Genomic DNA, 11,651 nt, shown 5'->3' with positions numbered 1-11,651 from the left:
GACCGGTGCCCAGCCACCGGCCCGCGACCGCGTGGACCCGGACATCGTCGCGACGAGGGTCCAGCCCGCCCGCCGATCGAGCCCCAAGCTCCTCGTCCCCGTAGGCCTTGCGCTGGTCGTCCTCACAGGCTCAGTAGGCGCCGGCATCGCCCTCCGCGGCGCCGTCACCCCGGCCCCAGCCAACCTCGCGCCGCAACAGACCCCCACGGTCGCGCCGCGCACCACGACCAGCCAGCCGCCGCCGACCGCCGCCGTACCGGTCCGAACGAAAGCCATCGCTCCGAAGACGAGCGTGACCGTTCAAAAGGCCGAGCCCACCGCGGACAAGAAGCCCAAGAAACCGAAGAAGACGAAACAACCCAAGCCCTGATTCCCACCGCCGAAGGGTTTCGGCGGTCGGCGAATGCCTTGGCGGAGTGCTGCGCGTGGTAGCCACGCTGACGCCATGTCGAGAGTACGCAGTGTCCTATCCCTCGGGCTGGTCCTCCTGTGCCTGACCGCGACCAGCCTCACCGCCCACGCCTTCCCGCAGGCCGCGTGGCCGACGCAGAGCAAGGGCAGCCGCGGTGCGGACGTGGAGGCCATCCAGCAGCTCCTTGTGCACGCCGGACAGACAGTCGCCGTTGACGGCGATTTCGGTTCCGGCACGGAGGCTGCGGTCCGCACCTTCCAGGCGGCTCATGGGCTTGGGTCCGACGGCCGGGTCGGACCGAACACCTGGGGCGCGCTGGCAGTCTCGGTGCGGCAGGGTGACAACAACAACGCCGTACGGGCTCTGCAGCGCCAGCTCAATCTGAAGCGTGGCTTGAGTCTCGGGGTGGATGGTTCGTTCGGGCCGGCCACCCATGCCGCCGTCGTCGACTTTCAGCGGCACGCGGGGATTGAGGCCAACGGTGAGGTCGGACCGATCACCTGGCGGAACCTGATCTGGCACTTCCAGCTCGTCGATCGTCCTGATCTGGCGGCGGTCTGCACGAAGGCGTCCGATGTGAACGGGGACAGCGCGCATTGGGGTACGGCGGCAGCCGTCGGGCAGCTGGCGGTCGCGGCCGAGCGCGTCAACTCGAGCGGATACGGACCGGTCGCCGTACGGGATCTGAGCTTCGAGCACGGCGGCAACATCCCCGACCACAGCAGCCATGAGGTCGGCCTCGATGCCGACATCCAGCTGATGCGCAACGACCGTGCCCAGTGCACCGGGATCAGCCGGATCAGCCGGTTCGACGCGCAGTACAGCCGTACGGCGACGCGGCAACTGATTCAGGCGATCCGGGCCACCGGCCGGGTGAAGGTCATCTTCTTCAACGACCCCGTCCTGATCGGCGAAGGACTGGCCCAGTCGCAGGACAACCACGATGACCACCTGCATGTCCGCTACTGCGAATCCGTCCATACGAACGCTAACTACTCCTGCTGAAAGGGATTGTCCTGTGACCAGACGCACCACCACATTGCTCGGCCTGATCGCGGCTGTGCTCACTGTTGCCGCCGGCCTTGTACTGCCGGCCACCTCCGCTGCTGCTTTGCCGGCTTGGCCGAACCTCGTCAAAGGCCAGTGGGGCCCGATCGTGACGACGGCGCAGTACCTGCTCCGGCACCACGGCCAGGACATCAGCGCGGACGCGGACTTCGGCGGCGGGACCGAAGCCGCGGCGAAGGCGTTCCAGTCGGCCAACGGCTTGGGGTCCGACGGTCAGATCGGTTCGAACACCTGGGGCAAGCTGATCGTCACCGTGCAACGCGGTTCGAACGGCGAGGCTGTCAAGGCTCTGCAGGTCGAACTCAACCGGTACGGGCACGGCCTGACGGTCGATGGTGACTTCGGCGGCAACACCGATACCGCCGTACGGGCGTTCCAGACGTCGCGCGGTCTCGACGCGAACGGCCAGGTCGGGCCGCTCACCTGGCAGACGCTGGTCGGTGACTTCCCCGGGTACCCATCCGGCTACAGCTTGCCGCTCAACCGGGGTGCGCTGCCCCGGAGCGAGTACGACGATCCGCACCATGACTACCCGGCTATCGACCTGCCGGTGCAGTCCGTGCCGGCCTACGCGGTCGTGGCCGGTACCGCGAGCCGGATCGACGAGCCGTCCGGTTGTGGGTACGGCGTGAACATCGATGTCGGCAGCGTTCGCTACACGTACTGCCACTTCTCGGCGATCTCCATCAGCAACGGGCAACAGGTCAGCGCCGGCCAGCGCATCGGGACGACGGGCAACACCGGCAACTCGACCGGGCCGCACCTGCACGTTCACATCAAGGTGAGCGGCGTCCGGCGCTGCCCGCAGAAGTTCATGATCGCTCTGTACGACGGTGCGGTCCCACCGCCGGTGTCGAGCCTGCCCACGACCGGCTGTTTCTACTGACATGCGAGGCGTGCGTATCGCAGCAGTGAGCCTGGCAACTCTGGTGCTGTTCCCGACCGTATCCTGGGCAAGCCCGACATCCTTTGCAGGTAAGGCGTTCGACACCTGTGACACGCCGTCGTCGGCGACGATGCAGGCCTGGCTTTCGTCGCCGTACCGGTCGGTCGGTGTGTACTTCGGCGGTGACGGGCGCGGGTGCAAGACGCAGGCGAACCTGACCGCGGCCTGGGTCAGCGAGCAGGTCTCCGAGGGTTGGCACCTGCTTCCGCTGTACGTCGGTCGCCAGGCGCCGTGCACGACCACCCAGTCGTTCAAGATGTCGGCCGACCCGTCGGTGGCACGCTCTCAAGGTCGTGCCGAAGGCGGCGATGCGGTCGCGAAGGCTGGGAGTCTCGGGCTCAACGCGGTTCTCTACAACGACATGGAGCACTACGACAGCTCGAACACGGCCTGCCGGACCGCAGTGCTCAGCTATCTGACCGGATGGACCGAGCGGCTGCACGAGTCGTCGTACTTCTCCGGGGTCTACTCCGGTGCAGCATCAGGCATCCGAGATCTCGCCAATGTCTACCGGTCAACGACGTACGCGCGGCCGGACTTCATCGACTTCGCGTGGTGGAACGGCAAGGCGGACACCGACGCGGGTTCGTACGTGCCTTCGACGTACTGGTCGAACCATCAGCGGATCCACCAGTACGCCGGTGACCACAACGAGACGCACGGCGGTCGCACGATCAACATCGACAGCAACCAGGTCGACGTACAGCCGCCGGTGAACCGGGACTTCACCACCTATCCGACCGTCAGCAGCGGCGCGAACGGTCCGGCGGTGAGCGCCCTGCAGTACCTGCTGAAGGACGACGGCCGGGACGCGGGAACGGTCGACGGTAACTTCGGCAGTCGCACCGATACCGCCGTACGGGCGTTCCAGTCAGCTCGTGGTCTGGGCGCGGACGGCGAGGTCGGCCGCCGTACCTGGACTGCGCTGTTGTCGGCGGGCTGGCAACCGAACCTTGCCCGCGGATCAACCGGCCTCGAGGTCCGCCGGCTACAACGCGCCCTGACCGCCGCCCTCGGCCGCTCGATCGGCATCGACGGCGACTTCGGCTCCGGCACCGAGCAAGCCGTCCGCGACTACCAAACCACCCGCGGCCTACCGGTCGACGGCGAAGTCGGCCCCCAGACCTGGACCGCCCTCCAATCAGGCCAATAAAACAAGGGAGAACTGTCATGAAGAAGGCACTGCTGCGCTCGGCTGCCGCTCTGGTGGTCCTGGCTGCGGCCACTCTGTCCGGTGCGCCGGCCGCGAGCGCCGGATCATGTGTCGGGTCGATGTGCGGCACCGTGGTCAACCAGACCAGCCTCGGGATGCGGGTCGCGATGGGCTGGTGCAGTGAGGACGACCGGTACGAGCCGCTCGGATCGTCGTGCCCGAGCGGGATCCGTGGGCTCAGCCCACACAGCACCACCGATGGGTGGGGCGACGTCGACGCGTACGAGATTCCGTATCGGTGCACGTTCTGGGTCGACATCAAGAACTTCTGGGGCTGGGAGGGAACGAAGGTGCAGGGCGCCGGCTGGTACAAGATCGACACCGACGACGTCGCCTACATCCGCAACTACGAGTGCCGGGGCGTCTGATTCCTTTCGGCACCGATCGATCCTTCCCAGCTCACCGGCCGAGCCTGCATCATGGGACCTCGGCGCGCCGGCTTCCGCCCTGCTGCGTGCCGCAGGGGAGGCGCGCCAGCGATGGGGACTGTACGGATTCATTTCACTGCGGCGGATCTGGCCCGGACGCACATTGCGCCGGAGCCGGATCCGCTGTGGGAGCTGATGCTGAGCCTGCATCTGCTGCAGGGCGAGAAGCCCAGGCAGCCGCAGTACTTCGCCCAGTGGCGCGCGAGTCTGCCGAGTGACGAGGGCTTCCGGCAGATGATCCGTACGACGCTCGCTCCGGCCGCGCCGGCGGGGGCGTACTTCCCCGACTTCATGACACCGATCGAGGGGCTGGCCGGATTCTCGGTCGGCCTCGAAACCGTGCTGAGCACGCCTCGCCAGCGGATGCGTCGCGAACTCGACCTCGTCACCCCGCCCCGCGGATCGGCGGCCTGGATCGCAGCGCTGGCCAACGGGCGACCGGCTGACATCGCCACCCTCGGCACCGCCATGCAGACGTACTACGACCGCGCCCTCGCACCGTACTGGCCAACGATCCGAGCCCGCGTCCGCGCGGAGTACCTACTCCGCACGCGGCTGCACAGTGACGAGGGCATCTCCGGCCTGCTCGGCAGCCTGCGTCCGGCGCTGCGCTGGGAACCGCCAGTCCTCGAAGTCAACGGACCCACCAGCCGGGACATCCACCTGAACGGCCGCGGGCTGACGCTGATCCCGTCGTACTTCAACTGGCACAACCCGATGACGATGTACGACCCGGAGCTGCCGCCCGTGGTCATCTACCCGTCCGGACGGCTCGGTTGTGTCCCACAATCAGTTGCCCCAGGCAAGGGCCTCGCCGACCTCATCGGCAGCACCCGCGCCGCCGGCCTGGAGGCAATCGCCAACGGCTGCACCACCTCGGAGCTGGCCGCCGCCCTGAGCATCTCCCGCTCAACAGCCAGCGAACACGCCACCGTCCTCCGCGGCGCCGGCCTGATCACCACCGAACGCCAAGGCCTGTCTGTCTGGCACTCCCTAACCGCCCTCGGCACCGCCCTCCTCCGAGGCTGCCGATCACCGGGGTGACTAGGTCGCGTGTCGACCGCGTGGCCAGATCTCCCTCGAACATGTGTTCGAGAATACACCCCCGCCACCCCTCGCGCAAATCGAGGTGCATCCGGAATCCCTTGTCCACAAGGAGAAACTCGCGCGATCGCCAACCCCGAAATCCGTGTAGGCAGGCCAGCGGGAGACACGAGGGCCTAGCTACTCACGCCAGCCCGTGAGGTCGACGGACTTGGCGCTTTCGACGCGGAAGGCGAGATTGATCGTGGTCTGCTCACCCGGTGGGAGGTCGAGCTGCCAGGTGATGATGCCGAGCTCGGTGGTCTCGGCCGGCTCCGGGCTGGCGGTGATGGGTTTGACGGTGATCTCGTGGTCGCGGGGGACCGGTAGCTGGTCGAGGACGGTGATGCGGGCCGCCCGCGGCGTGTGGTTCTCGATGCGGGTTGCGTACTCGACCTCACGACGCCGGGTTGATCCGAGGGTCGCCTTGCTGGCAGTACGGCGTACCAGCTCGCGCTCGACGCGGATACGGTCGTCGAGACCGAGGGCCAGCTCGACCTCTTCACCGGGCGCCCACAAGGGGAGAGCGGCCGAGCCGACGAAGTCGGCGTCGTGGAAGACGGCTGCCTTGCCGGCGGGCAGTGTGTGGGTGCTGGAGTTGGCGACGGTGGCCCGGAGGTGGACGTCGGTCGAGCGGAGCGGTGCGGTGATGTAGTCCAGCTCGGAGTCGAGCTCGATGGAGGCGATCGTCGCGCGGTGGGCGGCGCCATCGGCCGGTACGGCGACCGGTCGTGGCGGCGTGTAGGTCGCAGCCGTCAGGCCCTGCTCGACGGTGGCGCCCCGCTCGACCAATTCGGGGGCGGCGCCCGCGGGCTGGGGAGCACCGCCGTACGCCGCTTCCGTCCGGGCCATGGCGAAGCTGGCCGGTGCTGCCGGGACGGGGACGGGCGGGCGACGGCGGTCGAGGTACCAGGGGTCGAGTTCCGGCACCTTCGCGTTCACCGCGGGCCGCGCGGTCGACAGCGTGAGCTCGCACTCGGGCCAGTCCTCACCTGTGTACTGGGTGATCAGACCGAACCAGCCCAGCGTCAACCGGTCGCCGGACAGGCGGACGTCGTACGTGCTCCTCCAGCCGGCCCCGGGGACGACGTACGAGAGCTCGATCTCCACCTCGGCCTCGGCCTCGAGGTTCAGCGCGACCGCTACCGAGCGGCGGTCCGGGACGCGCTGCTGCGCCACCTCGGCCAGCCGGCGGTCGATCGCCGCGAGCCGCTCCTCGGCGTCCTCCCGCTGATCGGCGAGCTCACGCCGCTTCGACCGTACGGCGGTCAGCCGGGTCGCCAGCGATTCGGTGAACTCGCCCAGGTCAGCGCCGGTCTCACCAGCCGCAAGAGTGCGGGCGAAGGTGCCACCGGCCCGCTTTCCCAGCTGGGTCAGGAACAGGTCGAGCTGGCCCTGAACCTCATCGGCATCCGCGAGACTCGCGACCTCGTTCGCCGCCTGCCGGCGTTGGCGTTCCAGCTCGGTGACGGTCTCGTCCGGCGCCTGCGGATGATGCCGTACGGCGAGGTCCACGCCGAGCACGGTCGCCGGCCCGCGACCAGCGACCCGGACCGAATCGTCCTGCAACCCCAGCGGCAGCGAGTCGACGTACACGGTCTGATCGCCGGCGGGGAGCGTAAGCCGGCCGCGCCGGGTCACCCGGGCGCGGTCGGGGTAGACAGCGACGGCCACGATCGGAGCAGCAAGCACCAGTTCGGTCATGCTCCGACAGTAGTCCGGGCCGGATCCACGTGGACCCGGCCCGGACCGATCAGTTCACTAGTTGACGATGATCTTGTCGACCTCGACAGTGATGCCCTTGACGAGTGGCGTGGAGGTCCCGGTCGTGACCGAGCCGGTGCCCTTCTGCACACCCCTGACGTTCATCGAGTACGTCATCGAGCCACCGGGAGCGCCCGGCGTGCTCGCGATCCGGTAGTCCTGGACCGGAGGACCGGTGATCTGGCTACCGGCGGTTCCGTCGGCGTTCTCGGCCCCGACCGTGAGGCCGTAGCCCCCCGGCGTATCGCCAGGCAGGTTGGCCGGATCGAAGGCGTAGGTGATGTCCTCGGTGCCGTCGATGCCGATCCACTGCTGGAACACCTTCAGGTTGGTCGTGCCGAACAGGTTGACCCGCCATTCGATGACCAGCCACGTGTTCACCCCGTCGGTCAGGGTGGTCGCGTAGACGCCTGGCCGGCCGGTGCCGTCGAGGTCGGTCCAGTACGGCGCCAGCACGTTGTTCGGCCGCGCGGTATCGGGCAGGTTCTGCGGGGCGAACTGGACGTCCTCCCCGCTCGAGGTGCCGCCCGCGACCGTGTACCCGTTGGAGACCACACCGATCCGGGTGTAGGTCTGCCCGGCGAACACGTAGGGCGGGACGTTGAAGTTCAGCGCCTGCTCGTCGCCGATCGGGATCGGCGCGACCCCGAACGCATCCAGCGGGAGGTAGCCGAACAGCGAACCCGGAGCGATGACCGGCTTGTCGGGCTGGCGTCCGGCCAGCGTTGCGGTCTTGGTTGCCATTTGAGTACCGACCTGGGTCGCCCCGCTCACGCTGTTCAGCCGCAGTTGCGAACTCAGCGTGCTGACGGCCGTCACGTCGGTGGCCTGCAGACTGTTGTTCTGCACGGTCACCGTGCACGTCGACGCACCCGTGTTGCGGGCGATCGTGCTCGGCGTACAGGTCTGATCGATCGGTACGACGCCTTCCTGACGGAAGAACGCGACCGGCAGATGCAGGGACCGGTTGCCGGCCAGCTGCTTCAGATTGACCTGACCGAAGTACTGGCCGTCGGGCAGGTCGGGCGCGGTGATCGCGATCGTCAGCTTCTGCGTCTTGCCCGGCTTCAGTGAGAACGCAGGCGGCATGACGGCGATGTTCGCGCCACTGACGGTCGTGCCGGAGGCGCTGAAGTTGAGCGTCTGGTTGGTGACGTTCTTGACGACGCGGGTGGCCGTGATCACGCCCGGCATGGTCGGTGCGTTCACCGACGGCAGGTTGAGGTCGATCCGGTTCAGCGCATCGGTCGCCGAGAGCACGTAGTTCGCTGCCGACTCGTCGAGGGTCAGACCGGGGTCGCCGGCCTTGGTCAGGTCGATCCGGCCGCCGCCATGATCGAACGGGTCGGCCGGGGTGACCCGGTCAGACTTCTTGACGTTCGTCTTGCCGGTTGTCTCCAGTGCGGACTTGACCTGGCCCGGTGTCCACGACGGGTGCAGCGCGAACAACAGTGCCGCTGCTCCGGCCACGTGCGGCGAGGACATCGACGTACCGGCGATCACTTGGTACAGGTTTCCGGCAGGACCGCCGGACGGTGCCTCCGGAGTCGGTGTCTGACCGGCGAGGATGTGGAGACCAGGTGCGGTGACGTCGGGCTTGAGGAAGTCACCACCGGGACCACGCGACGAGAAGTTCGTGATCACGTCGCCTTGCCAGGTGGTCTTGTTTCCTTGGGTCATCTTGGCCGTGGCGCCCGGATGCGCGGCCAGGAACGCGAGCAGCGCGTCGGCGTCAGGCTTCTCCAGTTGCGCGCTCGGCAGCCAGTGGTTGTCGGTGAAGACGTCGGACGGGAAGGTCGTGTTGTACATCAGCATGCCGACCGCGCCGCCCTGCTGGACGTTGAACCCCTTCATCACCCGGCCCGCCGTGAACTGACAGGCCACGATCTTGCCGGTGAACGTGCCGGCCGGTGCCGGGGTATTACAAGTCGCGTCCGTGTAGCCAGGCGTGGACCCGGCCAGTACGACGGGCGTCGCCGTGCTGATCCCGCCGGTAACCGACGCGCCGGAGATCGTGGCGGTCGCGCCACCGCCTTCCAAGGTGATCGTCGAGCGGAAGGTGCGGGCCTGGGTGGAGGCCGCGACCGTGGTGACCCACGGGCTGCGGTGGTTGGTCGTGTTCGCGCCCGGACCGGAGTTGCCGGCCGACGCCGCCACGAAGACACCCGCGGCGTACGCGTCCAGGAAGGCGAGTTCGACCGGGTCGCTGTAGGGGTCGTTACCACCGGAGATCGAGAAGTTGATCACCCGGACACCGTCCAGGATGGCGCGCGCGACAGCCCCCACCGAGTCGGACGGGAAGCAGCCTTGAGCACCGCAGACCTTGTAGACCGAGACAGCCGCGGCCGGCGCGATCCCGCGGATCGGGCCACGGTTGATGCCCAGCGGGTTCGCGTTGGCGACCGGACCACCGGCCGAGGTCGTCGACGTGTGGGTGCCGTGACCGTTCGAGTCGCGGGCGGAATCGGGGTAGACGTCGCCGCCGATCACCGCGTTGTACGTTTCGAGGAACGGCCGGCCGCCGATCAGCTTCCGGTTGCAGACGAACTCGTCGCTTGCCGGGGTCAGCGGGTTGTCCCCGAAGTCACAGACCCGCGGGGTGCCGTCGGCGGTCGCTGGGGGAGCGGGCAGAGTGCCAGGATCGGCGTACGACGGATGCTCGGGCCACGAACCGCTGTCGAGGATGCCGACGATCACGCCCTTGCCCGAGGAAGCCGATCCACCGAGCTGGTTGTAGATCGTCGGAGCGCCGATGAACTCGCCACTCGAGTCGGTCAGCAGCTTCTGCGGATCGTCCTGCTGGACCGCTGCGACACCGGGCAGTTTGAGCAGCTCACGAGCCTGGTTCGCCGGCACGCTGAGCGCGATACCGCCGTACACGGTGCGCAGCTTCTGCCCGGCCCGGGCGCTCGGAACCTTGCTCTGCATGGCCGCGAGGAAGTCGTTCTCCAGCGCGGTCACGTGCTTGAGGTATTTGGTCGCGTTCGCACCCTTGGGGTCGAGACGCTTCCCGGTGACCGCGGGGCTGGTGCCCGGCAGGCCCTTCAGACCACCGCGGTACGCGGCGAGCGAGTCGTAGTCCAGCTTGACGACGACGCGAACCTGCTTGGCCGACGTGCTGTTGATCAGTGCGGGATCACTCTTGGCGAGCTGCCCGCTGGGTGACTTCGCGCCGCTGACCGTGTCAGCGACCTGCAACGGCGTAGCGGTCCACGCCCGGCCACCTGGTGGTGGGTCGGCAGCAGCCGCGCCGCCCGGAGTCAAGGTGGCGGCGAACAGCAGACCGGCGGACAGAACGGCCGTGGTGGTGCGTCTTCTGTGAATCCGTGACCTCATGCGGTGGCCTCCCGTGAAGGCAGATGACGCCGTCACCGCGAGCAAGACAACGCGTGACCCCCCAGATCGCCGCGCACCCGAGCCCCCCTCGGAACGACGTACCGGCCGGCACCCCCACGGTGCCTGCCTGAGCCGAATCTAAGCCCAATCCCGCAAGTGGGCCAGACCTCACAACCCCAAATACGTCTGGTCCGTCCGCCCTTCGTCGTACCGGCGCAGCTGTTCCGCAACCCCGTCAGCGGCCAACTGCTGAGCGGCCCGCAGATCAAGCGTTGCATCGATTGCCGTCAGCAAGCGCTGCGCACCCCGGACCGCCTCCACACCAATAGCGGCGAACCGCGCAACCTGAGCCCGCACAACCTCCTCAGGCTCACTGCTGACAGTCGCAAACCCGCTCCGGGCCGTAATCGCCTCAGTCGTCAACACGAACTCCCGCACAAACTGCGAGCTGTGCCGAGTCCGCAACAACGCAATCGCGTACGACGGCACCACGCCCCGACTCAACTCCGGCAACCCGAACGAAGCCCGCGGGCTCGCGACCACCAGATCACTGGTCAGCGCAAGCGCCGTACCAAACGCCCGCGCCGTCCCGTCAACAAGCGCGATCACCGGAAAACTCCGCGAAGTCCAAGCCTCGAAACAGGCAGCAAGACTGGGCGCATACTCCACCGACGCCCGCCCCGGCCGATCCGGATCCGCATAGTTCCCACCCGAACAAAACACCCCCTCAACCCCAGACCGCAACACAGCGGAATGCACCCCAACGTCCGCTTCCACCAACTGCAACGCGGTCGCGAGCCCCACAAGTGCCCGACTATCAAGGCTGTTGCGGGCATCGCGCCGGTCGATGCTGATCTCGGCGCTGCCATCGTGGATGGCCAGCCAGATTCCACTGTCAGGAACAGCTTCAGGCATGCCGGTCGTCCTGGGGGAGGTCAGCCGATACCTTCACCAGGCAATCCTCGAGCGTCTCGCAGCCCCGAACCTGAAAACCGCCAGTGGGCGCGCCCGGTCCCGATGCCATTGCGATCCATGGGGCGTCACCGGCCGCGACGCGTGGCTCGTCGATTTGGATCAGCAAGGTCACACCCGCCCTTCCGAGCCGCTCGAGGAGCTCTTCGACCTCAGCGGCGCTCGGGCTCATCGGTAGAGCTCCAGCCACTCACGGTCCTCAAGGACTGATTCCATGTGGCTGATGACCGCACGGAGGCATTCCTCAAGGGTCCGCAAATCCCCACGCATGACGACCGTGCCTCCCGGATGTGGCGCAGACAGGAGAACCGTCCAGGGCTTGCTGCGGTCCCGCAGCCGCTCGTGATCGATCTTGAGCATCATGGTGAAGCCGGCCCGGCCGACGTCCTGCATGAACTCACCGAGATCGAACTGGTCCAGGTTCATCGC

10 protein-coding genes are annotated in these 11,651 nt (G+C 67.7%); 6 read left to right on the top strand and 4 right to left on the bottom strand.

Annotation, left to right across the window (positions count from 1 at the left end; genetic code table 11):
- The 6 genes from E1261_RS45275 to E1261_RS14735 form a co-directional block, all read left to right on the top strand.
- The coding region (locus E1261_RS45275; protein ID WP_202874703.1) for a hypothetical protein at positions 1–370 on the top strand (370 nt) is incomplete at its 5' end.
- Between the two features lie 75 nt (positions 371–445).
- Entirely contained in the window at positions 446–1,417 is a 972-nt protein-coding gene (locus E1261_RS14755; protein ID WP_132406899.1) for a penicillin-insensitive murein endopeptidase, read from the top strand.
- 13 nt (positions 1,418–1,430) lie between these two features.
- Positions 1,431–2,366, top strand: a complete 936-nt coding sequence (locus E1261_RS46880) for a peptidoglycan-binding protein (RefSeq protein WP_202874702.1) — start codon at positions 1,431–1,433, stop codon at positions 2,364–2,366.
- A 10-nt stretch (positions 2,367–2,376) separates the two neighbouring features.
- Positions 2,377–3,579 (top strand): glycoside hydrolase domain-containing protein, encoded by a 1,203-nt coding sequence (locus E1261_RS45950; RefSeq protein ID WP_202874694.1) that lies wholly within the window; start codon positions 2,377–2,379, stop codon positions 3,577–3,579.
- A 17-nt stretch (positions 3,580–3,596) separates the two neighbouring features.
- Positions 3,597–4,007, top strand: coding sequence for a hypothetical protein (locus E1261_RS14740; protein ID WP_132406895.1), 411 nt, complete (start codon positions 3,597–3,599; stop codon positions 4,005–4,007).
- A gap of 111 nt (positions 4,008–4,118) precedes the next feature.
- The gene (locus E1261_RS14735; RefSeq protein ID WP_165952499.1) at positions 4,119–5,111 is read left to right on the top strand and encodes an ArsR/SmtB family transcription factor; all 993 of its coding nucleotides are present in this window, start codon (positions 4,119–4,121) and stop codon (positions 5,109–5,111) included.
- A 180-nt stretch (positions 5,112–5,291) separates the two neighbouring features.
- Here E1261_RS14735 and E1261_RS14730 read toward each other — a convergent pair whose 3' ends face one another.
- From E1261_RS14730 to E1261_RS14715, 4 genes are all read right to left on the bottom strand, one after another.
- Complete coding sequence (locus E1261_RS14730; RefSeq protein ID WP_132406891.1) at positions 5,292–6,854, bottom strand: DUF4139 domain-containing protein; 1,563 nt, start codon at positions 6,852–6,854, stop codon at positions 5,292–5,294.
- A 57-nt stretch (positions 6,855–6,911) separates the two neighbouring features.
- The gene (locus E1261_RS14725; protein WP_132406889.1) at positions 6,912–10,250 is read right to left on the bottom strand and encodes a S8 family serine peptidase; all 3,339 of its coding nucleotides are present in this window, start codon (positions 10,248–10,250) and stop codon (positions 6,912–6,914) included.
- Between the two features lie 168 nt (positions 10,251–10,418).
- The gene (locus E1261_RS14720; RefSeq protein ID WP_132406887.1) at positions 10,419–11,165 is read right to left on the bottom strand and encodes an enoyl-CoA hydratase/isomerase family protein; all 747 of its coding nucleotides are present in this window, start codon (positions 11,163–11,165) and stop codon (positions 10,419–10,421) included.
- 225 nt (positions 11,166–11,390) lie between these two features.
- Positions 11,391–11,648, bottom strand: a complete 258-nt coding sequence (locus tag E1261_RS14715; RefSeq protein ID WP_132406885.1) for a hypothetical protein — start codon at positions 11,646–11,648, stop codon at positions 11,391–11,393.
- Positions 11,649–11,651 lie beyond the last annotated feature (3 nt).

The sequence above is a fragment of the Kribbella albertanoniae genome, from assembly GCF_004348455.1.
In the GTDB taxonomy this organism is placed as follows: domain Bacteria; phylum Actinomycetota; class Actinomycetes; order Propionibacteriales; family Kribbellaceae; genus Kribbella; species Kribbella albertanoniae.
Note: the sequence above shows the minus strand (reverse complement) of the source record. Positions and strands in the feature narration are given on the sequence as shown.